Genomic DNA, 24791 nt, shown 5'->3' with positions numbered 1-24791 from the left:
TGCAAATGAATTAAGCCATACTTCTATGCAAACAGGAAAGCGTGCTGAAGAAGGCTCAATTACTATTAATGAAGTAGCAAGCAAAGGAGCAAATACTAAGGGCAATCTTGATGTAGGCGTAAAACAAGCTCAAAAAGGTAAAGAAGAATTACAAAACGCTTCTAAATATATCATTGAAGCAAACAATGCTATTAACCAACTTACAAATCAAATCAATCACAGTGCTTCAACTGAAAGTGAATTAGCAAGTAAGATAGAACAACTTAGCCGTGATGCTGATAATGTAAAATCTATTTTAGAAATTATTAATGATGTGGCTGATCAGACTAATTTATTAGCTTTAAATGCAGCTATTGAAGCAGCTCGTGCAGGAGAACATGGTCGTGGCTTTGCAGTTGTGGCTGATGAAGTAAGAAGTCTTGCAGAAAGAACACAAAAAAGCTTAAGTGAAATTAATGCAACTATTAGCGTAATTGTTCAAGGTATTAAAGATGCAAGTGAGCAAATGAGTAATAATTCTAAAGAAATTAGCAATCTAACAAGCGTTGCATCAAATACTCAAAACACAATCAATGAAATGGGTAAGATAATGAGCGAAGCTGTTAAGATAAGCGAAGGAACTGTAAGTGATTATATTAACACAAGTAAAGATATGAGCTTAATCTTAGATGGTGTAAATAATATGAACACAATTACAAATGAAAACGCAAGAAGCGTTGAAGAAATAGCAGGAGCTGCAAACCATTTAAGTGAAATGACTGAAAATCTTAACAAAAAGCTAAATGAATTTAGAACTTGATTTTAAATTCTAAAAACCTAGCTTAGGCAATAAGTGCTTAGGCTGGGTTGTTTTTTTAATTAAGATTGTTTAAAGTATTAAAAAGTACAAAAAGTTACAATTAATACTTTATTAGATAAAATTTATAAATAATTGATATTTTCATCTTCTTAAAAATAATTTACAACTAATACAAAAACTGATTTTAGACATTAAATTTAAATAATACAAATACTTTTTAAGTCAAATAAAAATTTATTTTATAATTTAAGCTTTATTTAAGCTTAACAATGTATTATTTCATCTTTATGTTTTTTAACCATAGAAAGAATAAATCAAATTAACTTAATATATAAGCCATAAACAAAGCTTTATAAAAAGTTTTTAATTTTCTTTATTACTTTTATTATTGTTATTAAATATCGTTATTTTTATTTATTTTTGTTAAAACATTTTTCAACGTCAATCTTTGATATCTAAACAAGTGATCAAGAGCTAGTTACAAAAGCTATTATTTATTTAATAGCATTTCTTTTAAACACTTCATAAAATTATGGAGAGTTTGATCCTGGCTCAGAGTGAACGCTGGCGGCGTGCCTAACACATGCAAGTCGAACGATGAAGTCTAGCTTGCTAGACGGATTAGTGGCGCACGGGTGAGTAATGTATAGCTAACTTGCCCCTTACAAGAGGACAACAGCTAGAAATGGCTGCTAATACTCTATACTCCGCTTTAACATAAGTTAAGGTGGGAAAGTTTTTCGGTAAGGGATAGGGCTATATTGTATCAGCTAGTTGGTAAGGTAATGGCTTACCAAGGCTATGACGCATATCTGGTCTTAGAGGATGATCAGACACACTGGAACTGAGACACGGTCCAGACTCCTACGGGAGGCAGCAGTGGGGAATATTGCTCAATGGGCGAAAGCCTGAAGCAGCAACGCCGCGTGGAGGATGACACTTTTCGGAGCGTAAACTCCTTTTTTACAAGAAGAATACTGACTGTATTGTAAGAATAAGCACCGGCTAACTCCGTGCCAGCAGCCGCGGTAATACGGAGGGTGCAAGCGTTACTCGGAATCACTGGGCGTAAAGGGCGCGTAGGCGGATTATCAAGTCTTTTGTGAAATCTAATGGCTTAACCATTAAACTGCTTAAGAAACTGATAGTCTAGAGTAAGGGAGAGGCAGATGGAATTAGTAGTGTAGGGGTAAAATCCGTAGATATTACTAAGAATGCCAATTGCGAAAGCGATCTGCTAGAACTTAACTGACGCTAAGGCGCGAAAGCGTGGGGAGCAAACAGGATTAGATACCCTGGTAGTCCACGCCCTAAACGATGTATGCTAGTTGTTGGAATGCTAGTCATTTCAGTAATGCAGCTAACGCATTAAGCATACCGCCTGGGGAGTACGGTCGCAAGATTAAAACTCAAAGGAATAGACGGGGACCCGCACAAGCGGTGGAGCATGTGGTTTAATTCGATTCTACGCGAAGAACCTTACCTAGGCTTGATATCTATGGAACCTTTTAGAGATAAGAGGGTGCTAGCTTGCTAGAACCATAAGACAGGTGCTGCACGGCTGTCGTCAGCTCGTGTCGTGAGATGTTGGGTTAAGTCCCGCAACGAGCGCAACCCACGTATTTAGTTGCTAACAGTTTGGCTGAGCACTCTAAATAGACTGCCTTCGCAAGGAGGAGGAAGGTGTGGACGACGTCAAGTCATCATGGCCCTTATGCCTAGGGCTACACACGTGCTACAATGGCATATACAATGAGACGCAATATCGCGAGATGGAGCAAATCTATAAAATATGTCCTAGTTCGGATTGTTCTCTGCAACTCGAGAGCATGAAGCCGGAATCGCTAGTAATCGTAAATCAGCTATGTTACGGTGAATACGTTCCCGGGTCTTGTACTCACCGCCCGTCACACCATGGGAGTTGATTGTGCTTTAAGCCAGAATACTAAAATAGTTACTGTCCACAGCAAAATCAGCGACTGGGGTGAAGTCGTAACAAGGTAACCGTAGGAGAACCTGCGGTTGGATCACCTCCTTTCTAGAGTACAAATACTCTTTCTCACAAAAGAGTATTCATTTATCTCTTGTCCTTGTTTGGATATCAAAGGTTGAAATGTTGATGTTGTTTTAAGAGCTTATTAGATATTTATATCTTTAATGGGCCTATAGCTCAGCTGGTTAGAGTGCACCCCTGATAAGGGTGAGGTCACAAGTTCAAGTCTTGTTAGGCCCACCATTTTTAACTTTGTCTTATTCTCCCATTTTATTTTTATAGTATTTTAAGTGCTTGATTATTATGTATATTATTTTTGTAATAATTTTTTATTTGCTAAAAAATATAAAATATTTTTTTTGTTTGTTAGCTATTAACTTATTTAGTCAATAATTAATTCAATATTTATATAATATTAAAACTAAAGTAAGCATAAAGTAACAAGAATAATGTTAGTTTTTATTTTATTTGTTTTTTAATTTAATAATTAACATTATCTTTTACTATGTTTTTCTCTTTGTATTTTTAAATCTAACATAAATTATGATTGTTATTATGTGCTAATAATATTTGCTAGTATTTTTAATAAATATTCTAGGTTAATATTAGTAGTATATATTTATTAAGAATAAAGGAGAATAAATGTTTAAAAAAATAAGCATATCATTATTATTAATACTAAATATAAATGCAAGTGAAATTGATGATTTAAGCTTAGAATTAAATAAAATTTACAACACTCTTCCTTATATTACAAAAGAAATAAAACAAGACCAAGATGAATTTCTAAAAAGCATTAATAACTGCAAAGATGATAATAATTGCATTAAAACTTTATATGAAACTAGAATAAAAGAACTTAACACTAGTCTTGAAAACTCAAAAACTTATCCTAAAGAGCTAATAGAACATATAAAAACAATTCAAGAAAACTCAACTGAATGTTATAAATATAACTACATGAGATTTGAACATGGAAGATTTACTGATGAGCCAGAAAAATGCAGAAAATTACCAAAGCTAAATAATTTTTGGCAAGATTTTTTTAGATACAAAGATTTAAAATTTAAGCCAAAAATAGTAGATGCTAAGCCTTATTCTAGTAAAGAAGTAAAAGATACTCTTAAATATTGTTGGGACTTAGGTCTTGATAGAAGGGTTTTAAAAGTTATAGGGCGTGATAACATAAATGGTATTGACAATGATGTGGATTATCATTTTATAGAAGTGGATAAGAATGGAGAGCTTTATTTTATAAGTAAAATTAAAGGTAAAAAATATATAGAAAGACATAAAAGCATAACTATAAGTGATGTTCTTTTAGATGGCAAAAACTATCTAGCTCTTTCAGGAGAATATGGAAATATACTATTTATAGAAAAAGATTTTTGTAATTATCCTATGAAAAATAAGGATTTATTAGACCTTTTAAGAAAATCTAATAAAATGAAACTATCAAATAATTTTTATGAAGAAACAAAAGAAACTTTTATTATAGAGTATAAGGGTAGTGATTATATTTTAAAATATAAGAGACATAACAATTATTACAGTATTACTTTTATTGATATTTTAGATATGGTATCTAATATTATTTATCAAAATTATTCAGAAGAAATTGATAGATGTAATAAATTTAAAATTTTTGGTTGTTATATTTAAAAAAGGAGAATAACTAAAAATAAATAAAAACAAATAAAGCTTACAGGCTTACATTACACAGCTAACTAAAAGCTACATAAATTTATAAAAAATAACACAAAAAATAAGTAAAATTTTATTTATATTTAAAATTATCATAAAAAGTAACAAATTATAAAAAATAATAAAGATTTTTAATATTTTTATTTAAATTAATGCTATAATAAGAAAAATAAACAAAGGAATAAAATGGAATTTTTTCTACTACATGTCGCTGTACTTGTTACACTTTTTATTGCTTTAATTAAACCAAAAGGTTTTAAAAAAAAGCTAATGTGGTTTATCATTTGGTTCTTTGTTTGTTTTGGTGATATATTTATAGGATATGTTGCTTTTTATTATAATGCTTATAAATATGCTAGAAACACATACTTTGAGCCTTTTAAAGGAGATTCATTATACTTAGGTGAGCATAAGGTTTGGTTGTCAGGTGAAAAAGTAAGCAAAATAAGTGAATATTATATTGGAGGATGGCCAAACTCTATATTGCCAGATTTTTATACGAGATTACTTTTAGATAATAAAATAAAATATATTGAATATAAAGAAGTAAGTGAGCATCCTATAAACAATGGAAAATATTTTAGATTATATTCAAGCAATGAAGATGATAAAAACTGTGTAGCATCAAAAGAGTTAAAAACTAGACTGTTTTTTTCGATAAGTTATGTTAAAAACGATGGAACTAAAGGTTTTATTGAATATGATGAATTTTTAGAACTGTACAATAAATATTATAAAAAATATTTAGAAAATTATAATAAATATTATGCTTATTGGGATTATTTTTTAGATAACAATATCTTTCATGAAAAAATTCCTACTGAAATAAAAGAATTAATAACATATTTAATACAAAAACATAATATGCCATTAGATAGAGTACGATATTTAATTAAAACAATGAAAATAGATTATATAAGGATGATAACAAAATTTGAAGAATTCTACAAAAATAAATGCATAGCAAGAGTTCAAATAGATAAAAATGAAGTATCAAGATATGAATATGTAGAATGCACTAATTCTGATTATGAATATATATGCGATTATCCTGATATAAAGGATAAAGCTTGGGCTAAATTTAAATACTTTGCTTACATAAAAGATAGGAATAATAATAAAAAAATAGCTCAGAGTATATTTACTTATAAAACCGGCAAACCTTTTCTTTTATATAGCACAATAGCTGAAGTTACTGCCCCACCTGAAGTTCTTTATGGTTCTACAAAATTATGCAATAAAAACATAAATGTTGGTGTTTATTCAGATAGCGAATGTCGCAATATATTTATAGAAAATTTTATTAATGATAAGGAGCTAAGAAATGAGTGATTTTTCTAAATTAAAAGCATATAGTGAGATAAAGTTATAAATATATTTAAGTCTTTATTTTAGATTTTATATAATTTATAAAAAATTTAACTTATTATTAAAATTAGCATAAAAAGTAACAAATTATAAAAAATAATAAAGATTTTTAATATTTTTATTTAAATTAATGCTATAATAAGAAAAATAACAAAGGTATGATATGAAAAAAGTATTAAAAATACTAAAAATACTTTTTATAATTTTTATAATAATTGAAATAATGATTGCTATTGGTTCAGTTGTTGTAGGCCCTACTATTGGCAGAGGAAAACCAGAAAAAGATATATTTTGGATGCTTGTTTGCTTTTTTGTGGCAAATGTTTGTATTTATGAATATTTAATTAAAATAATAGTTTTATTTTATAAAGGACTTATACTTTATCCACTAACTTATTTTAAAGTTTTTATAATCATATTTTTTACAATACTTTTCTTTAAATTAAGAAAGAAATTTAATAACAAAATAGCTTTTAAATATAGCATAATTCCTATGATAATAATGTTTATATTAGATATTTCCTTTTTAAGAGTTGTTCCTGATTACTCAAGTAAAACTCACGAAAAAACAGTAACTTTAATTGGTTATAAAAAATATCAGCAAGGCTATTGTTTAGAAGAAGATAGGATACTACCTAAAGATGAGCTTTATAAAAGAGTAGTGATTGATGATTTTACAAAGTTATTAGTATGTCAAGATAATCTTTATAAAATGATTTATAATAGCATTACAAGTCATAAATACGAGATACATAAAGATATTAATCTAGATAATTACAAAGATTACTTAAGAAAAAATGTTTATTCTAAAGAATATGTTAATTATAAAGAATTAGAACCGGTTGATTACACTAAATATTTAGTAGTTAAAAATAATACAGCTGGATTTACTAAGCCTATTATTTTACTTGGATGGGGTGCTTCTGTTTCAATTACAGTTTATACGGATATAGCCTTTGAATTTAAAGATAATACATATAGAACCTATAGCTTTTATCTTATTGATAAATTTGATGAGCGTGAAGATAAAGAAAAAGAGTATAAATATAGACTTAGAGTTTTTAATCATCAGCTTTTATCATACGAAGCTGATATAAAGGAAAAACGTAGTTATATACGCAAATTTGATAATTGTGGTTATTCAAACTTTGATCCAGAAAAAGAAGCAATTGAGATTTATAATGGTATTTAAAATTATAAAAAGGAGAAAACATGGCAAATTTTAGATTAGATTTAAATGGTGATTTTACAAGCGAAATATTATCATTATACTTATGGGGACAAAAAGCTCTAAATAAATATAAAGTTACAAATTATAAAAGTTCTAATTATTAATCAAATTCTTTTAAAAATTATGATAATTTTAAGTAAGAATTTAAAAATATCACAAAAAGTAACAAATTATAAAAAATAATAAAGATTTTTAATATTTTTATTTAAATTAATGCTATAATAAGAAAAATAAACAAAGGAAAATAAATGTTTAAAAAAATAAGCATATCATTATTATTAATACTAAATATAAATGCAAGTGAAATTGATGATTTAAGCTTAGAATTAAATAAAATTTACAACACTCTTCCTTATATTACAAAAGAAATAAAACAAGACCAAGATGAATTTCTAAAAAGCATTAATAACTGCAAAGATGATAATAATTGCATTATAAGTTCTTATAAAGCTAGAATAAAAGAGCTTAACACTAGTCTTGAGAATTCAAAAACTTATCCTAAAGAGCTAATAGAACATATAAAAACAATTCAAGAAAACTCAACTGAATGTAATAAAAATAAATGTACTACAATAGATTGTGAAGGTATAACTATAGATAATTTTTGGCAAGATTTTTTTAGATACAAAGATGTAAAAATTAAGCCAAAAATTGTAGATGCTAAACCTTATTCTAGTAAAGAAGTAAAAGATACTCTTAAATATTGTTGGGACTTAGGGCTTGATAGAAGGGTTTTTAAAGTTATAGGGCGTGATAATATAGATGGTATTGATAATGACGTGAGTTATTTTTTTTATGAAGTTGATAAAAATGGAGATTCATATGATTTAAGTAAAATTAAGGGTAAAAAATATATAGAAAGGCATAAAAGCATAACTATAAGTGATGTTCTTTTAGATGATAAAAACTATCTAGCTCTTTCAGGAGAATTTGGAAATATTTTATTTATAGAAAAAGATTTTTGTAATTATCCTATGAAAAATAAGGATTTATTAGACCTTTTAAGAAAATCTAATAAAATGAAACTATCAACCAACTTTAGCACATTTAAAAAAAATATTTTTGTGATAAATTATAAGGAAATAGATTATATTTTAAATTATAGGATTCACTATTATTACACATATCCAACAACCTATCTAACATATGAAATTTATATACATAGTATCCAAAACATGGTATCTAATGCTTATTATCTTTACTTAAGGTCGTATCATTATACATTTACTGAATTAGTATCTTTACAATGTGAAACAAATTTAAAAAAGGAGAATAAATGAATGCAAACGAAAAACAAATAAAGCTTACAGGCTTACATTACACAGATAATTATAATAAAAAGCTATACGAATTTATAAAAAACAATGAAGGTAAAGAATTGAAAGTTTATGTTGATAGCGAATTAAGACCTGCAATTGGCATTGGTTATGATTTTATTACACATAAAAGCGAATGGAAAGAAGATTTGAAAAATGTTGGAGTAGTAGTTTCTATAGAAGATGAAAAAAGAATAAATGAAATTATATCTTATGTATTAAATATAAAAGCTGATAATACATTAAATTCTGAGGTTATGGAAGAAAAAATAAATGACAAACTTAAAAATTATAATAAAGTAAGCACTTTAAAATTTACAGAAGAACAAGCAACAAAGTTGTTTGAACAACTGTTGCCTAAATATGAAAGAATGCTTATTAAAAAAAACAAAAATTCTGAGCTAGGAATTAGCAAGGAAAGTTTTGAGCGTTTAAAAAATAGCAAAGAATTAATAGCCCTTGTTGATTTGGTATATAATGGCGGTCCTGAAATTATAGGACCTAGTTTATCTAAAGCAATTGAAGAAGGCGATAGAGCAAAAGCTTGGTTTGAGATAAGATATAATTCTAATGGTGGGAGTTCTCGAGAAACTGGTGGCTATGGAATTGCACAAAGAAGAGTAAGAACTTCTAATCTTTTTGGACTTTATCCTGATGGTAATATAGATGAAGAATATCATATGCAAGTAGTTAGAATGTATGCTGATTCAAAAAATAAAATAATAAAAGAAGAAACCAGCAAAGAAAAATCTAGTAAAAAATCTAGCTTTACAATCAAAGATGCATATCAAGGCGAAAACAGCTTTAAAAGTCAAATCTCTACAACCATTAAGCATTTTACTAACGAAGATATAATTAGTGGGGATATTGTATTGCTTGATAATACTCATAATGAATTGGGTAAAAATACAAAATTAGATAAAAATGATTTAATTATCATTGATGGCGGAGAACATAGTATTAGCGATATAAGTGGTAATGATATTTATTATATTCGTAGTGGTAAGGTTAGAATAGATGATAAAGACGGCAAAGGTAAAATTATCTTTAATGGCTCTACATTAGAAGGTGGCTCTTATGATGAAGATAAAAAAGCATATGTAGATGCAAAAGATACAAGTATTACATATGAGCTTAAAGACAATAATGATTTAATAGTAAGAAAAGATAACAGCAGTATAACTATAAGTAATTTTAATAAAAATGAAGATGGTTTTTTAAACATTAATTTAAAAGATAAGCCTGGTAAAGAAGTAGCTATAATAATAGATACAACAGGTTCTATGGGAGATGATATAGCAACCTGCAAAGCAAATGCAAAGATTATTGCTAGTAATATTTTTAAAGAAAATTTTTATTCTAAAATATCAATAGTTACTTATAATGATAATGATATAAAAACAATAGGAACATATACAAATTATCAAAGCTTCTTAAGCGGAATAAATAGTGTTAATTTGCAATATGGCGGCACAGAATACACAATGGCAGCTATCTTAGAAGGAATGAGTAATTTTAGTCCAAACAATCATCTAAGCAAAGAAGTATATGTAATGACAGATGAGAGCGGAGATGACAATCATAGAAGAGATGAAGTACAAAGAATGGCTAAAAACCTTTCAGTAGGCTTTAGAAGTATTAATAATACTAATAAATACGAAGATACTTCAGTAAAAATTAATTTTATTGCTATTCGTGATGAGTTTGAGCATTTTAAAGAATTAGCTATTAGCACTAATGGAATGTATTTTACTTCAAATTCAAGCGAAGAACTTAGTGATGCTTTATTTGAATTAAGCAATATAGGAACCTCAAGTAATGATGTAATAGAAGGTAATGATAAGGATAATAATCTTAATGGCTTTGGTGGAGATGATACATTAATAGGTAAAGCAGGAAGTGATACTTATACATTTATAGGAAATAATTTTGGTAATGATACAATAATAGAAAGCAATTTAAATAATATTGATAATAATAAAATCATTTTTAAAAATCTAAGTTATAAAGATGTAAGATTTAAAAAAGACTTTAACAACTTAAAAATCATTCTTAATAAAGATAATAGCGTAACAATAAAAGATTTTTATAATACCAATAATGAAAGTAAAATTAGTAGTATAAGCTTTAGTGATGTTACATTAGATGAACTAGCTATTAAAAGAAGTGCTAGTATGCAAACAAATAAAGATGAAATAGTATTTTTAAAAGAAAAAGATTTTACTTTTTTAAATTTTGCTACATCAACATTTGTAGTAGCTCATCAAGACAACGCAAGCAATATAAGCACATCTTATAAAGATGATGTAATAATAGGAAGTAATAAAAACGATGTTATATCAAGTAAATTAGGAAATGATACCTTAATAGGTGGTAAAGGAGATGATAAGCTATATGGTGGATTTGGAAATGATATATATGTTTATAAAAAAGGCGATGGAAATGATTTAATATATGATGATGGTGGAGAGGATGCTTTAAAATTACAAGATTTAAAAGCGGATGAAATATTTTTCATAAAAGATAATAAGGATTTATTAATTAAGTTTAAAGAAGATAACGCAAATAGCATAAGAGTAAAAGACCACTTTGCTTGGAAGTTTGGTTACCATAATCAAATAAATACAATTGAACTTGATGATAACAAATTTATAAACTCAAAAACCATAGATAAACTAATAGAACAAACAAATGCCTTTGCAAAAGATAATGGCATAAATATGCAAAATATAAACAATATAAATGATGAAAGACTAAATCAAATCTATATGAACGCTTGGAATTAAATCGCTTACCCTAAATTAACTTAGGGTAATTATTATTTATAAAAAAATTAACTTATTATTAAAAATATCATAAAAAGTAACAAATTATAAAAAATAATAAATAATAATAAAGATTTTTAATATTTTTATTTAAATTAATGCTATAATAAGAAAAATAAACAAAGGAGAATAAATGTTTAAAAAAATAAGCATATCATTATTATTAATACTAAATATAAATGCAAGTGAAATTGATGATTTAAGCTTAGAATTAAATAAAATTTACAACAATATTCCTTATATTACAAAAGAAATAAAACAAGACCAAGATGAATTTCTAAAAAGCATTAATAACTGCAAAGATGATAATAATTGCATTATAAGTTCTTATAAAGCTAGAATAAAAGAGCTTAGCTTATCACTTGAGAATTCAAAAACTTATCCTAAAGAGCTAATAGAACATATAAAAATAATTCAAGAAAACTCAACTAATTGTAATAAAAATAAATGCACTACAATAGATTGTGAAGGTATAACTATAGATAATTTTTGGCAAGATTTTTTTAGATACAAAGATGTAAAAATTAAGCCAAAAATTGTAGATGCTAAACCTTATTCTAGTAAAGAAGTAAAAGATACTCTTAAATATTGTTGGGACTTAGGTCTTGATAGGAAGGTTGTAAATTATCAAGAACCAGCAGATACAGTTTATTCTTTTGTAGAAGTAGATAAGGATGGAGAACCATATTTTGCAAGTAAAATTAAGGGTAAAAAATATATAAAAAGACACAAAAATATAACTATAAGTGAAATGGTTGTATATAATGAACATTACTTAGTTATTTCAGGGGAATATGGTGATTTGTTATTTTTATACAAAGATTTTTGTAATGGGCCTATGGAAGATAACAATCTATTAGAGCTTTTTGAAAATTATAAAGCAATACAAATGTCAAATTGTTTTAGAGAATATGCAAAAAACACTTTTATTATTTATTATAAAGGTGATGATTATATTCTAAGTTACAATAGATACAATGCATATTATAGTATAAGTATCAATAGTATGTATGATACGATGTCTAGTTTGTATACAAGTTTTGAAAGTTGTTCTTATCTTGCAAGAAAAATAGAATCTTTACGTTGTGAAATAAATTTAACAAAGGAGAACTAATGTTTAAAAAAATAAGCATATCATTATTATTAATACTAAATATAAATGCAAGTGAAATTGATGATTTAAGCTTAGAATTAAATAAAATTTACAACAATATTCCTTATATTACAAAAGAAATAAAACAAGACCAAGATGAATTTATAAAAACTATTAATGAGTGTAAAGATGATAATAATTGCATTATAAGTTCTTATAAAGCTAGAATAAAAGAGCTTAGCTTATCGCTTGAGAATTCAAAAAGCTTTCCTGATGGGTTAATAGAATATATAAAAACAATTCAAGAAAATCCAACTAAATGTAATAAAGATAAATGTACTACAATAGATTATGAAAATATATCCACAAATAATTTTTGGCAAGATTTTTTTAGATACAAAGATTTAAAATTTAAGCCAAAAATAGTAGACGACAAAGATTATTCTAGCCAAGAAGTAAAAGATACTCTTAAATATTGTTGGGACTTAGGGCTTAATAGGAGAGTTTTAAAATCTATAGAGCCAAATTATGTAATTTATTATTTTCTAGAAATTAATAGGTTTGGAGCACCATATTCATCAAATAAAATTAAAGATTACAAAGATATAAAAATACATAAATATGTAACTATAAATGAAGTGGTTTTAGATGATAAAAACTATCTAACTCTTTCAGGTGGATTTGGAGATATGTTGTTTATAGAAAAAGATTTTTGTAATCATCCTATAAAAAATAAGGATTTATTAAAACTTTTATATGAATCTAATAGTATCAAATTATCAACCGACTTTAAAATAATTGGAAGAAATGTTTTTGTTGTAAATTATAAAGATAGAGATTATATTTTAAATTATTATTATATATTTAAATCATATATTATAGGTATTGATAGTGTTGAAGATATGGTTTCTAATATATATTATTATCCATACAAAGGTGCTGAATTAAAATATTTATTGCATGAAATGAAATAAAAAAGGAAAATAAATGTTTAAAAAAATAAGCATATCATTATTATTAATACTAAATATAAATGCAAGTGAAATTGATGATTTAAGCTTAGAATTAAATAAAATTTACAACACTCTTCCTTATATTACAAAAGAAATAAAACAAGACCAAGATGAATTTCTAAAAAGCATTAATAACTGCAAAGATGATAATAATTGCATTATAAGTTCTTATAAAGCTAGAATAAAAGAGCTTAACACTAGTCTTGAGAATTCAAAAACTTATCCTAAAGAGCTAATAGAACATATAAAAACAATTCAAGAAAACTCAACTGAATGTAATAAAAATAAATGTACTACAATAGATTGTGAAGGTATAACTATAGATAATTTTTGGCAAGATTTTTTTAGATACAAAGATGTAAAAATTAAGCCAAAAATTGTAGATGCTAAACCTTATTCTAGTAAGGAAGTAAAAGATACTCTTAAATATTGTTGGGACTTAGGGCTTGATAGGAGTATTTTAAAAGTTATAGGGCGTGATAATATAGATGGTATTGACAATGATGTGGATTATCATTTTATAGAAGTTGATAAGAATGGAAAACTTTATTTTATAAGTAAAATTAAAGGTAAAAAATATATAGAAAGGTATAAAAGCATAACTATAAGTGATGTTCTTTTAGATGATAAAAACTATCTAGCTCTTTCAGGAGAATATGGAGATATACTATTTATAGAAAAAGATTTTTGTAATTATCCTATGAAAAATAAGGATTTATTAGACCTTTTAAGAAAATCTAATAAAATGAAACTAACAACTGATTTTCATGAGCATACAAAAAATATTTTTGCTATAAACTATAAAGGAAAAGATTATATTTTAAATTATAGGATTCACTATTATGACACATATCCAACATATAAAATTTATATACATAGTATCCAAAATATGGTATCTAATGCTTATTATCTTTACTTAAGGTCGTATCCTTATACATTTACTAAATTAGTATCTTTACAATGTGAAACAAATTTAAAAAAGGAGAATAAATGAATGCAAACGAAAAACAAATAAAGCTTACAGGCTTACATTACACAGCTAACTAAAAGCTACATAAATTTATAAAAAATAACACAAAAAATAAGTAAAATTTTATTTATATTTAAAATTATTATAAAAAGTAACAAATTATAAAAAGTTTCTTTTATTAGTGCTATTTGTAGTATTGGCTATGGTTTAAACATATTTAATGTAATTTTTATTTGTTTTTACTAGTTAATAGTTTTATTTTAAAAACATAAGTTAAATAATAATTATTTTTATGATATTTTTTATATTTTAAAAATAAATTTAGTAAAGAATTGGCTTTTTATAATAACTATAATAATATTTTCATTGTGTAGTTATTTTTAAGAGTTATTTATAATTACTTAAATAAAAGTTATGAAAATATTAATAAAACTATTGTTTAGAAGAAGGTAAAGCATTGTTTAAAGATGAGCGTTATAAAAGAATAGTAACTGATGATTTTGTAGAGTAATAAATATGCAAAATATTCTTTATAAAAATACTTTTAACAGCATTATAAATTATAAATATATGTTATATAAAGATATAAAATACCTAGTAAGTTTAGTAGTTTTATTTCAATTAAATTATACAGTTACAGCTTTTAATTTTAAAGATAAGATATATGTAACTTATAATTGTACCTTCCTAATAAATTTGATGAATATGAATATAAAAAATAACTTATTTTCTTATTAAGTTTAGCATTAATTATATTTAATATAAAAGAGCTTAATTTATTTTAAGCTCTTTTATGCTCTCTTTTTCATCAAGTTCTAAGATTTTATAAGTTATGTTATTAAAATCAATTTTATTTAAATCAACTTTTCTAATTTGAGAATTATTCATAGTTTTATAATAAAATACTTTATTTGTAAGGTCGCTTACGCTTGTCCATTGAGTTGCACTTTTTAAATTGTTTGGGATATGTTCTTGTGCATTTTTAGGATATTCTATCCATACTGGTATATCAAAATTATTTAATATAACAAAGGCGTTATTTATTGCACTTATGTTATCTTTTGGTTTTGGCATTGTGCTTTTATAAAAAAATGCCCTTACAAATCTTGATGGAGGGGTGATATCTCCTGGAAGACCCAAGGCCGCAGTTCCTGCTCCAAAGGAAAATAATTTTTCGTCTTCTAAATCATTAAGCGCATTTCCTGCTTTTAAATTTATATAATTATTTAGGTTTTTTACCTGCCATTCAAAGTCAGGAGAATTAGTTAAAATTCCTACTTTATTATCATATATTTTTACTTCTCCGTTATTTACTATTTCAATTACTATGCTATTTTGCTTGCTATCACTAACTCTATAATGTGCGGTTGGTAATGGATTATTATTTTCATCATAGGCTATATTTAAAACTATTATGTTTTTTATAGCCTTTTTTACTTCTTCAACATTTTTATAATTTGCTAACAAATAAGAAACAAGCTGCATATCAATTATGCTTTTATTTTTATATTTTTTATCATATCTTTTTAATGAGCCATAATGTGGAAAATAAAACAAACCAGCATTTAAACCAGCTTCATTTATGCCTTCAGCGATAAATCTATCATCCATTACGCTAATTCCTACATAGGCATATTTTGATTTATATTTAAGCCCAGTTTCTTTTGTATTAGGCAATAAAGAAACAAAATTTTGATTTTTACCAACTATAACTAACTTGCTATTTAAATTAGATTCTGCATATTCAATACTTCTTGCACTAATAAAAGCACCATCAGCACTGCTAATATTAATACCAGTGCAAGGATACATAAGATTAGTAAAAGCTAATAAGAATAATAGTATTTTTTTCATATTTTACCTTATAATTTATTTTTTAAAAACCATAGATGAGCAAATTCAATTAATGGACTTTTTTTGTGTTTTTTCATAAATGTATCAAATTCAAGCCTTTTTACCCATACAGGATTAATTGCTTCTGCATCATCAACCCCACCACCTGCTGATATAAAATCCTCATCATCAATCTCAGCATAAAAAAGGCTTTGAGAGCTAACCCCGTTTCCAAAACCAGTAAAATAATTATCAATAAATTCCAATTTTTTAGGACAAACTCCTAATTCTTCAATACATTCTTCTTTTGCTATTTCTTCTATATCTTTATCTTTATCAATAATACCGCTACATAATTCTATACTTATACCATCTTTTATGTTTTTGCATTTTTGATGGTAATAAAGTGCTGCACGAAATTGTTCTACAAATAAATAAGAGTCTTTTTTTCTATGGTATAAAAATACACTCACACAATCAAAACATTCGCTAAATTCCCAAAAAACTTCCTTGCCATTTAGTTTAAATGTAGCCTTTTTTGGTTTTATGTAAATAGGATTAGAAAATTCAATTATTTTATAATCTTGAACATCAATATTCATAATTTTTTAAAATCTCCTTTGCTTTTATGATATTTTGTTTTGATGAGAAGAAATTTTTATAAAAATAAGACATATATTTATAAAAAGATAAATATAAATAAGCTAAATCATCACTGTTTAAAGCCTTGTAAAGTTCATCGTTGTTGATATGATTGCTAATATAATTTTGTGCATCTTCGTAATTTTCAAATTCGTAATTTAATTCTTTTAGAATTTTTAAAATAGCTGTATCAACAATCAAATAAGCTTTATTGCAAAAAATATTTAAAATCATACAAGCGCTTTCATTTGAAATGCCTTTTTGTTTAATTAACCATTCATAGCTTGCATTTTCTTTAAAATTTTCTAAGCTATCAAAATCATTTTTTATTGCTGTACATAAGTCTTTTATTCTTTTTGCTTTTGTATTGTAAAAACCGCTAGCCTTAATTAATTGCCCTAAATCATCACATAAAAGCAAAGAATTAATATCATTAATATTTGCATTTTTAATATTATTAAAACATTTTATAACATTTGCATCTTTTGTATTTTGTTTTATAAAAATTGCTAGTAAATTATAAAAATCATTTTCATATTTATCTTCTTTTATTTCATAATTTTTAATTAAATATAAAAAAAAATCTTTAATCATAAAAAAATCCTAATAAATTTTGTAACTTAGAGCAAATTGTCTTGCGATTCTACCATCTCTACTACCTTTTGTATTAGAAAATTCTAAGGCTTTTTTCTTAATATTTTCATCAATATAACCCAAATAAAGTTGAACTATTTTTAAGTATTGTTCTTGTGTGAAAGGATAAAAATAAAGCCAAATGCCAAATCTTTCTTTTAAAGCAAATCTTTCATCGGCTTCATCAATAAAATCAGCATCATTGTTGTGCGTGTGTTTTACTAAATTTTTATAATTAGAGCTAAGAATAAATAAAATATTATTGCTAAGACTTTCTAAACCACCTTCTAGCAATGGTTTTAAGTTCTTGTAATCACTATCGTGAGTATTAAAAGAAATATCATCAATAAAAATTACTATTTTATAATTTTCTTGCTCAAGTTCATCTAAAATATATCTTAATTCTGATAAATCATCTTTAAAAAGCTCAATAACTCTTAATTTTGTTCCTATAAATTCTTTAAAAACAGCCTTAATTAAACTAGTTTTACCACAACCTTTTGCACCAGCTAGTAAGCAATGGTGAAAGAATTTATTGGAAATAAAATTATTTAAATTGTCTTTTAAAATATCAAATTCATCATCTAAAAAGAGTAAATCCTTTTTAGATGGAAAATCAAGCCTTGTAATACCTTTATAAGAATTAGTTTTTTTGCGATAACTTGCGGCAAAAAATTGTGATAAATTAATCATCGTAGCTTATCTCCTTTAAGTTTGCTATTTGTAAAATTGGTTTAGCAATTTCGTTTATTAAGGCTAGGCGATTATTTTTAATCTTTTCATTTTCAACATTAATCATTACCTTTTCAAAGAAAGCATCAATTTTATCTTTTAAGCTAAAAATCTCTCTTAATCTTTCTTCGCTACTTGAATTTAAATTAACATTCTTAAAAGCTTTAAATAAGTTTTTTTCTTCTTCTTGTTCAAATAAGCTTTCATCAATTTTATAATTTATTTCTTCTTTAATTATATTCACAAGTCTTTTAAAGGTAGAAAGATTGGTTTTAAAATCATCAGAATTTGCTATAAAAATTAAAGATTTTATATTTTCATCTAAGCTTACAAAATTATTATTATTTGTGTTTAAAACTGCTTTAATATAAGAATTATTCACATCATATAAAGCATAAAATCTATCTTTAATGAAGTTTAAAAGATTTTCTATATTAAAGTTAGAATACAAGTCTTTTAGCTCATTCATAAAGTCTTTAAAATCAAAAGAGAATTTATTGTGTAAAATAATTTTTAAAACACCAAGAGCAGCACGACGCAAGGCATAAGGGTCTTTGTTGCCGTTTGGAATTTTATTTATACTAAATAATGCCATTAAAGTATCAATTTTGCTTGCTAAAGCTACGATTGTGCTTAATTTTGTACTTGGCATTTTATCTTTTAGCGGTAAGTATTGCTCATAAATTGCTAAAGAAATTTCATCATTGTATCCCATAGCCTTAGCATAATATGAACCTATAATTCCTTGTAATTCAGGAAATTCTGCAACCATTTGAGTTTTTAAATCAGCCTTGCTTAAATTAATTGCTATGCTTATTTGTTTATCGTCTTGATAATTAATTAATCTTGCTAATCTTATTGCTATTTCTTCTTCTCTTTTGCTTTTATCAGCTATGCTGCCAAGCTCTTTTAAATAAATTGTATTTTCAAGTTTTTTAGGCTCTAAACCGCATTTTAAATCTTGCTCATAAAAAAATAAAGCATCGCTTAATCTTGCCCTTAAAACCTTTTCATTACCCTTGGTAATTAAGCTTAAATCATCGTTAAAAGAATTACTAACTGCTAAAAAGTGATTTGATAATTTATTATTCTTTCTTACTGCAAAATATCTTTGATTGTCTTTCATTGATGTAATTATTACTTCAGGTGGGATTTTTAAAAATTCTTCATCAAAAGAACCTAAAAGCGCATTTGGATATTCAGTAATAGCCACAACTTCTTCTAAAAGCTCTAAATCAAGTTCAACATTAACATTATTTTCTTGTTCAATTTTTGCAATTTGATTTAAAACCATTTGCCTTCTTTCATCTTGATTTAAAATTACTTTTGAATTTTTTAAAAGAGTGAAAAAATCATTTTGGGTATTAAAAGTAAGTGCTTGCATTGATACATTTCTATGTACAAAAGTGCTTTTTGAGCTATTGATTGCATAAGAGTTAAAATTAATATTTTCATCATCAATCAAAAAGCTTATAGCTGTAATAGGGCGAATAAAAGTAAAATCAAAAGCAGCCCATCTCATACTTTTTCCAAAGTTTAAAGAAGCTAAAAAATCATCTACTATATTTTTTGCAATTTCTCTTAAAGCTTTTCCTTTTTGAATTTTTTCACAATATAAGCATTCTTTGCCTTTAATTTCTTTAAAGCTAAGCTCATCTTCGCTAATTTGTGCTTTTTGCATAAAGGCTAAAGCAGCCTTGCTTAATTTAGAATCTTGATAAGCTAATTCTTTTGGTGCGCCTATAAATTCTAATTTTGTATCTTTGCAAAATTCTTTAGCGTTAAAGCAAAACACAAAGCGTCTTGGAGTATAAAAAAATTGCAAATTAGAAAATTCAACGCTGTATTTTTCTAAAACATTCATCATTTTTGTTTTTATGTTGTCTAACTCATTTAAAAATGGTATTGCTGGTAATTCTTCTGTGCATATTTGAATTAAAATATTTTTCATTAAAGTTCCTTAAATATAAAAGAGTATTTGTTTAAAGTTTTACAAACTAATTCTTGGTGGTCTTTTCCTTTTGTTTCAATAGTTATTGTTATATTTGCATCACCAAAATCAGCACTTAATCTATCATAATCTACTTTAATAATATTTGCTTTTGCTTCTTTTAATGCCTTTGTTAAATCAAGCAATGCTCCTGCTTTATCTACTAAAGTAACCTTTATTTGCATTTTTCTATATGATTTTACTAAGCCTTTTTCAATTATATTACTAAGCATTGTTACATCAATGTTTCCACCGCTTAAAATGCAGGCTATATTGCCTTTTAAATTCTTTATTTTTTCGTGCATAATAGCAGCTACGCTAATTGCACCAGCTCCTTCAATAACCATTTTATGTTGCTCTAATAAAAATAACACTGCATTAGCAATCTCATCTTCATCGCATTCTACTATTTCATCAACGCATTCAAGTATGTGTTTAAAGCAAATATCATCTACATTTTTAACTGCAATCCCATCGGCAATGGTTTTAACGCCTTTAGAATTTGTAATTTTTTTGTTATAAAAACTAGTTTTCATAGCGTTTGCACCTTTTGCTTGAACGCCAATTATTTTAATATTCGGATTAATTTGCTTTGCTGCACTTGCTATGCCACTTATTAAGCCACCACCGCCTATTGGTGCGATTATGTAATCAATTGTACTTAAATCTTCTATCATTTCTAAAAAGATAGTGCCTTGACCAGCCATTACAAAATTATCAGCAAATGGGTGAATAAAGCAATAGCCTTTTTCTTTTTCAAGCTCTTTTGCATAAGCGTAAGCCTCGTCAAAATTATCACCCTTTAAGATTACATTTGCACCTAATTTCATCGTATTTTCAACCTTAGTAAGCGGTGTGCTTTCAGGCATTATTATATTTGCATTGATTTTAAAATAATTTGCACTAAAGGCAACGCCTTGCGCATGATTACCTGCGCTTGCTGCAATTACACCAATCTTTTTTTGCTCATCGCTTAAAGATGAGATTTTATTATAAGCACCTCTAATTTTATAAGCACCTATGGTTTGTAAATTCTCGCATTTTAACCATACTTTTTTTTCATCATTTGATAAAAACCTTGAAAAAGTAAAAGGTGTTTTAATAGCTACATCATAAATTTTTTCTTTTGCTGCATAAATTTCACTTAGTTTTATCATCTTTAACTCCAATGCTAAAGAATAACATAAAATCACAACTAAATACTAAAAATCTAAGTAAAAATATAAAAAAAATTTAGTAAAAATTTATGTAAAATTTTAATAAAAAAAGTATAAAACTATTTTAAATTATTTAAGGAGTAAATATGAAGAAAAATACTTTTGTAATTGTTGTAATAGGGATTATTGCAGGGATTTTTTCAGGTATTGTAAAATGGGGATGGGAAGTGCCTTTTCCGCCAAGAAATCCAAATGTTGCTTGGCCTGTTGATGCACTAGAAAGAACTACGCCACCAAAAATTTTTTTAGAACAACTTAATTTGCCTACTGATTGGGTTTATACTTTTTCGGGTGTTGAATTGCCACTTTCAATTTTCATTGTGCATATATCTTTTGCTATTGTTTTTGCTGTGTTTTATTGCCTTTTAGCTGAACGCTATGCTAAGGTTACAATGTGCTATGGTGCTGTGTTTGGGATTGTTGTAGATATTTTAGCTCATGTTATTGTAATGCCATTAATTAAAGAAGTACCACCTTTAGCGCAAATTCCATTTGATGAGCATTTAAGCGAGTTTTTTGGACATATTATTTGGCTTTATTCTATTGAGATAGTAAGAAGGGATTTAAAAGTGCAGTTTAAAAGATTCTTGTCTAGCTAAGCTAGACAAGTTTATTAGTAAAATATAATATGTACTTTTTGTGAGCCATGCACACCAAAAACAGTTACAAGTTCAATATCGCTAGTTCTACTTGGTCCTGCTATATATAAAATATTTGTTGGTAAAACTTCATTTTCTTTAGAAATTTTTTCTAAACCACTTGCTAAAGAAGTTTCAATCTTTGTTTTATCAAGCAACATAATACATAAAGTTGGTGCTAAAGATAACATTCTTGGTTGTGTTTTACTAGAAGTTACACAAGCAACACCGTGAGAGCTTAAAGCAAAATCAACATCAATAATACTAAAATCACTATGAAAAACTTCTTTTCTTAATTCTTCAATTTCTTTATTAAAGCATACCTTTTTTTCAGCATTTACTTTTTCTACATCTACACTTAAAGAACTTGGGTAAATAAGGCTTTTAGCATTATAAATAGCACTAATTTTATTAATTTCGTCAATTACTTGTTCTTTACTTTCTACTAAATGTACTTCAAATTTATTTTCTTGCATTTTTTGCATAGTTTCTTCAAGTGGATTTTCGCTTTGCTTTATATGCACACTTGGGTCGCTTGCCTTTTCTTTTAATTCATATTTAATTCCAAATTCTAAAGCGTTTAAGATTTCTTCTTTACTTCTTTTGCTAATTTCATTAATCTTACTCATAACTAACTCCATCTAATTTGCTTATTTCTTTATATAAATTACCTTCTAATTTAGGTAAATCTTTATATTTTGCCCAGCGACTTAAAACAGGAATATGCCCACCAAAACTTTGTACAAACCAGTTAAATTTGCTTGCATTTGCAAGACCTGTTCTCCATAAAGTTGCACTTGTAGCCATTTTTGTAAATGCGCTAAAGCCACCTTTTTCTAAGCTTGAATGCTCTAATTCACTTGCTCCTAAAGGTGCATTTTCTTCATATTCGCCTATTTTATCTCTTCTTAGTTTTCTAATCATTGAATCAAGAGGAATTTTAACAGGGCAAACTTCAGAGCAGCGACCGCATAAAGAACAAAGACTTAAGATATCACTATGTTCTTTCATACCAAATAATTGTGGAGAAATAACCTCTCCAATAGGACCAGGATAAACAGCATCATAACTATGCCCACCAATTTTATCATAAACAGGGCAAAAGTTCATACAAGCACCACATCTAATGCAGCGTAGGGCTTCATAATAATCTTTATTGCTTAAAATATTTGTTCTATGATTATTAAATAAAATTATATGAACTTCTTTTGGTCCATCAAGCTCTCCTTCTTTTCTAGGTCCTGTTATGATGTTATTATAAGCAGGTATAAATTGCCCAGTTGCTGATGGAGTTAATAGTGTATCGGTTGTTGCAGCGTCATTAAAACTTTCTACGATTTTTTCAATACCACAAATTGCTACATGAATATCAGGTGATGTTGTGCACATTCTACCATTGCCTTCATTTTCAATCAACCAAATAGCACCCTTGCTTGATATAGCAAAATTAACACCGCTTAGCCCCATTTGTAAATTTTCAAATTCATTTCTTAAATGCACTCTTGCAATGGCATTTAGTTTTTCAGGTTCGCTTTCTTTTTCAACACCTAGTTTTTCTGCAAACAATTCTCCAATTTCATAACGATTTTTATGAATAGCAGGAACAACAATATGTACAGGAGTTTCATTGCCTAATTGTAAGATTAATTCCCCTAAGTCAGTTTCTGTAGCAATAAGTCCCTTTTTTTCTAAATAGTGATTTAAGCCTATTTCTTCACTAGCCATAGACTTACCTTTTAATACTTTTGAAATCTTTTTTTCAATCATAAGATTATAAACAATCTCACAAGCATCTTCACAGATTGAAGCATAATGAACTTTCATTCCATTTTTTGTAGCGTTTTTTTCAAATTCTAAAACTCTATCTTTTAGAGTAAATAATGCATTATCTTTTGCATTTTTTGCTCTTTGTCTAAGCCCTTCCCATTGCTTGAATTTAGAATTGATTAAGGCAAGTCTTCTATCTTGTAAAGCGTGCATTGCACTATCTAGATTTGCCCTCATTTGAGTATCTGCTAATTTAGTATTAATTAATTCACTGTGATTTTTCATAGTTTTTCTCCATTTATTCTAGCACTTAAAAAATCATATAAATGATAAGCTTTAACATCTTTATAACCTAATTTGCTAAGAGTTCCTGCTATGTTTAATAAACAACCACCATCAGCTGATATTACAGCACTTGCACCTGATTTTATAATATCTTCTACCTTTGCCTTTGCCATTGCATTTGAAATTTCAGGTTCTTTTACACTAAAGGTTCCACCAAAACCGCAGCATTCTTCTTCATGCTCTAAATAAACAACTTCTACATTGCTTAAACTTGTAAGTAATTTTTTATTACTTTCTATGCTTTTTTGTACTCTTAAAGCATGGCAATTGCTATGCCAAGTTACTTTGATTTTTTCACCTTTATCAACAGGTTTAAAACCTATAGCATCAAGATATTGACTAAGCTCTATTACTCTTGAACTAAATTGCTTAATTTTTTCATAATTTACATCATCTTTAAATAATTCTAAGTAGTCATGGCTCATCATTCCACCACAACTTCCACTAGGAATTACAATAGGTAAATCTCCTTGAAAAACTTCTGCATTATAAAGTGCAATTTTTTTAGTATCGTTAAAATATCCTGTATTGTAACTTGGTTGTCCACAACAGGTTTGGTCTTTTTTAAAAACAACTTCAACATCAGCAGCTCTTAAAAGTTTAATGGAATTTAAAACCATCTTTTGCATTGCCGCTGTACCTAAGCAAGTAGCGTAAAAATAAACTTTTTTTTGCATTTACC

General features: G+C 26.7%; 19 protein-coding genes, 1 tRNA gene, 1 rRNA gene and 1 pseudogene. 13 read left to right on the top strand and 9 right to left on the bottom strand.

The genetic code is table 11. The features are described from left to right. Positions 1 to 301: 301 nt before the first annotated feature. The 12 genes and pseudogenes from CCANL266_RS09855 to CCANL266_RS07325 form a co-directional block, all read left to right on the top strand. A pseudogene (locus tag CCANL266_RS09855) lies at positions 302 to 799 on the top strand (methyl-accepting chemotaxis protein); the annotation flags it as partial. A 529-nt stretch (positions 800 to 1328) separates the two neighbouring features. Further along, positions 1329 to 2837, top strand: a 16S ribosomal RNA gene (locus CCANL266_RS07370). Between the two features lie 121 nt (positions 2838 to 2958). Further along, a tRNA-Ile gene (locus CCANL266_RS07365) sits at positions 2959 to 3035 on the top strand. Positions 3036 to 3434: 399 nt separating this feature from the next. Then, entirely contained in the window at positions 3435 to 4454 is a 1020-nt protein-coding gene (locus CCANL266_RS07360) for a lysozyme inhibitor LprI family protein (protein WP_172229934.1), read from the top strand. 312 nt (positions 4455 to 4766) lie between these two features. Then, positions 4767 to 5828, top strand: coding sequence for a hypothetical protein (locus tag CCANL266_RS07355; protein WP_172231718.1), 1062 nt, complete (start codon positions 4767 to 4769; stop codon positions 5826 to 5828). A 199-nt stretch (positions 5829 to 6027) separates the two neighbouring features. Continuing rightward, positions 6028 to 7056 carry a hypothetical protein gene (locus CCANL266_RS07350; RefSeq protein ID WP_172231725.1) on the top strand — a complete coding sequence of 343 codons (1029 nt, stop codon included), beginning with the start codon at positions 6028 to 6030 and terminating at the stop codon, positions 7054 to 7056. 20 nt (positions 7057 to 7076) lie between these two features. Beyond that, positions 7077 to 7199, top strand: a complete 123-nt coding sequence (locus CCANL266_RS09695; protein WP_263450553.1) for a hypothetical protein — start codon at positions 7077 to 7079, stop codon at positions 7197 to 7199. Positions 7200 to 7343: 144 nt separating this feature from the next. Continuing rightward, positions 7344 to 8375 carry a lysozyme inhibitor LprI family protein gene (locus tag CCANL266_RS07345; protein WP_172233495.1) on the top strand — a complete coding sequence of 344 codons (1032 nt, stop codon included), beginning with the start codon at positions 7344 to 7346 and terminating at the stop codon, positions 8373 to 8375. Then, complete coding sequence (locus tag CCANL266_RS07340) at positions 8372 to 11197, top strand: VWA domain-containing protein (RefSeq protein WP_172233492.1); 2826 nt, start codon at positions 8372 to 8374, stop codon at positions 11195 to 11197. The genes CCANL266_RS07345 and CCANL266_RS07340 overlap by 4 nt, the downstream gene beginning before the upstream one ends. A 172-nt stretch (positions 11198 to 11369) precedes the next feature. Continuing rightward, positions 11370 to 12350: a lysozyme inhibitor LprI family protein gene (locus CCANL266_RS07335; protein ID WP_172233489.1), complete on the top strand. Its 981-nt coding sequence runs from the start codon at positions 11370 to 11372 to the stop codon at positions 12348 to 12350. Further along, on the top strand, positions 12350 to 13303 hold the full coding sequence (locus tag CCANL266_RS07330; protein ID WP_172233486.1) for a lysozyme inhibitor LprI family protein: 954 nt from the start codon (positions 12350 to 12352) through the stop codon (positions 13301 to 13303). The genes CCANL266_RS07335 and CCANL266_RS07330 overlap by 1 nt, the downstream gene beginning before the upstream one ends. Before the next feature lie 13 nt (positions 13304 to 13316). Next, complete coding sequence (locus CCANL266_RS07325; protein WP_172233483.1) at positions 13317 to 14336, top strand: lysozyme inhibitor LprI family protein; 1020 nt, start codon at positions 13317 to 13319, stop codon at positions 14334 to 14336. A gap of 747 nt (positions 14337 to 15083) precedes the next feature. On the opposite strand, the gene CCANL266_RS07320 is transcribed toward CCANL266_RS07325, so the two are convergent. Genes CCANL266_RS07320 through ilvA form a run of 6 tightly spaced genes read right to left on the bottom strand, consistent with a single transcriptional unit; the run spans position 15084 to position 21299 of the window. Further along, entirely contained in the window at positions 15084 to 16166 is a 1083-nt protein-coding gene (locus tag CCANL266_RS07320) for a linear amide C-N hydrolase (RefSeq protein WP_172233480.1), read from the bottom strand. An 8-nt stretch (positions 16167 to 16174) separates the two neighbouring features. Further along, positions 16175 to 16741 (bottom strand): NUDIX hydrolase, encoded by a 567-nt coding sequence (locus tag CCANL266_RS07315; protein WP_396021582.1) that lies wholly within the window; start codon positions 16739 to 16741, stop codon positions 16175 to 16177. Beyond that, a complete protein-coding gene (locus CCANL266_RS07310) occupies positions 16737 to 17381 on the bottom strand; it encodes an endonuclease III (RefSeq protein ID WP_172233474.1) in 645 nt (214 codons plus the stop codon). Before CCANL266_RS07310 ends, CCANL266_RS07315 begins: the two co-directional genes overlap by 5 nt. Positions 17382 to 17390: 9 nt before the next feature. Continuing rightward, the gene (locus tag CCANL266_RS07305) at positions 17391 to 18113 is read right to left on the bottom strand and encodes a DUF815 domain-containing protein (protein ID WP_172233471.1); all 723 of its coding nucleotides are present in this window, start codon (positions 18111 to 18113) and stop codon (positions 17391 to 17393) included. After that, positions 18106 to 20103 carry a glycine--tRNA ligase subunit beta gene (gene glyS / locus CCANL266_RS07300; RefSeq protein WP_172233468.1) on the bottom strand — a complete coding sequence of 666 codons (1998 nt, stop codon included), beginning with the start codon at positions 20101 to 20103 and terminating at the stop codon, positions 18106 to 18108. Before glyS ends, CCANL266_RS07305 begins: the two co-directional genes overlap by 8 nt. Then, positions 20103 to 21299: a threonine ammonia-lyase gene (gene ilvA / locus CCANL266_RS07295; protein WP_172233465.1), complete on the bottom strand. Its 1197-nt coding sequence runs from the start codon at positions 21297 to 21299 to the stop codon at positions 20103 to 20105. Before ilvA ends, glyS begins: the two co-directional genes overlap by 1 nt. Positions 21300 to 21445: 146 nt before the next feature. Between ilvA and CCANL266_RS07290 the strand changes: the two genes are divergently transcribed. Next, positions 21446 to 21958: a YagU family protein gene (locus tag CCANL266_RS07290; RefSeq protein ID WP_172233462.1), complete on the top strand. Its 513-nt coding sequence runs from the start codon at positions 21446 to 21448 to the stop codon at positions 21956 to 21958. A 14-nt stretch (positions 21959 to 21972) separates the two neighbouring features. Here CCANL266_RS07290 and CCANL266_RS07285 read toward each other — a convergent pair whose 3' ends face one another. From CCANL266_RS07285 to CCANL266_RS07275, 3 genes are read right to left on the bottom strand one after another with little or no spacing between them, the layout of a single operon-like run. Next, the gene (locus CCANL266_RS07285; RefSeq protein WP_172233460.1) at positions 21973 to 22626 is read right to left on the bottom strand and encodes a LutC/YkgG family protein; all 654 of its coding nucleotides are present in this window, start codon (positions 22624 to 22626) and stop codon (positions 21973 to 21975) included. Then, positions 22619 to 24049, bottom strand: a complete 1431-nt coding sequence (locus tag CCANL266_RS07280; RefSeq protein ID WP_172233458.1) for a LutB/LldF family L-lactate oxidation iron-sulfur protein — start codon at positions 24047 to 24049, stop codon at positions 22619 to 22621. Before CCANL266_RS07280 ends, CCANL266_RS07285 begins: the two co-directional genes overlap by 8 nt. After that, positions 24046 to 24786, bottom strand: a complete 741-nt coding sequence (locus CCANL266_RS07275; RefSeq protein WP_172233456.1) for a (Fe-S)-binding protein — start codon at positions 24784 to 24786, stop codon at positions 24046 to 24048. Before CCANL266_RS07275 ends, CCANL266_RS07280 begins: the two co-directional genes overlap by 4 nt. Positions 24787 to 24791 lie beyond the last annotated feature (5 nt).

Source organism: Campylobacter canadensis (assembly GCF_013177655.1).
Lineage (GTDB): Bacteria > Campylobacterota > Campylobacteria > Campylobacterales > Campylobacteraceae > Campylobacter_E > Campylobacter_E canadensis.
Note: the sequence above shows the minus strand (reverse complement) of the source record. Positions and strands in the feature narration are given on the sequence as shown.

What these genes read in the sequence shown, in the direction of transcription:
- CCANL266_RS07360 (WP_172229934.1), top strand. Translation starts at nt 3,435, where the DNA reads ATGTTTAAAAAAATAAGCATATCATTATTATTAATACTAAATATAAAT.
- CCANL266_RS07355 (WP_172231718.1), top strand. Translation starts at nt 4,767, where the DNA reads ATGTGGTTTATCATTTGGTTCTTTGTTTGTTTTGGTGATATATTTATA.
- CCANL266_RS07350 (WP_172231725.1), top strand. Translation starts at nt 6,028, where the DNA reads ATGAAAAAAGTATTAAAAATACTAAAAATACTTTTTATAATTTTTATA.
- CCANL266_RS09695 (WP_263450553.1), top strand. Translation starts at nt 7,077, where the DNA reads ATGGCAAATTTTAGATTAGATTTAAATGGTGATTTTACAAGCGAAATA.
- CCANL266_RS07345 (WP_172233495.1), top strand. Translation starts at nt 7,344, where the DNA reads ATGTTTAAAAAAATAAGCATATCATTATTATTAATACTAAATATAAAT.
- CCANL266_RS07340 (WP_172233492.1), top strand. Translation starts at nt 8,372, where the DNA reads ATGAATGCAAACGAAAAACAAATAAAGCTTACAGGCTTACATTACACA.
- CCANL266_RS07335 (WP_172233489.1), top strand. Translation starts at nt 11,370, where the DNA reads ATGTTTAAAAAAATAAGCATATCATTATTATTAATACTAAATATAAAT.
- CCANL266_RS07330 (WP_172233486.1), top strand. Translation starts at nt 12,350, where the DNA reads ATGTTTAAAAAAATAAGCATATCATTATTATTAATACTAAATATAAAT.
- CCANL266_RS07325 (WP_172233483.1), top strand. Translation starts at nt 13,317, where the DNA reads ATGTTTAAAAAAATAAGCATATCATTATTATTAATACTAAATATAAAT.
- CCANL266_RS07320 (WP_172233480.1), bottom strand. Translation starts at nt 16,166, where the DNA reads ATGAAAAAAATACTATTATTCTTATTAGCTTTTACTAATCTTATGTAT.
- CCANL266_RS07310 (WP_172233474.1), bottom strand. Translation starts at nt 17,381, where the DNA reads ATGATTAAAGATTTTTTTTTATATTTAATTAAAAATTATGAAATAAAA.
- CCANL266_RS07305 (WP_172233471.1), bottom strand. Translation starts at nt 18,113, where the DNA reads ATGATTAATTTATCACAATTTTTTGCCGCAAGTTATCGCAAAAAAACT.
- glyS (WP_172233468.1), bottom strand. Translation starts at nt 20,103, where the DNA reads ATGAAAAATATTTTAATTCAAATATGCACAGAAGAATTACCAGCAATA.
- ilvA (WP_172233465.1), bottom strand. Translation starts at nt 21,299, where the DNA reads ATGATAAAACTAAGTGAAATTTATGCAGCAAAAGAAAAAATTTATGAT.
- CCANL266_RS07290 (WP_172233462.1), top strand. Translation starts at nt 21,446, where the DNA reads ATGAAGAAAAATACTTTTGTAATTGTTGTAATAGGGATTATTGCAGGG.
- CCANL266_RS07285 (WP_172233460.1), bottom strand. Translation starts at nt 22,626, where the DNA reads ATGAGTAAGATTAATGAAATTAGCAAAAGAAGTAAAGAAGAAATCTTA.
- CCANL266_RS07280 (WP_172233458.1), bottom strand. Translation starts at nt 24,049, where the DNA reads ATGAAAAATCACAGTGAATTAATTAATACTAAATTAGCAGATACTCAA.
- CCANL266_RS07275 (WP_172233456.1), bottom strand. Translation starts at nt 24,786, where the DNA reads ATGCAAAAAAAAGTTTATTTTTACGCTACTTGCTTAGGTACAGCGGCA.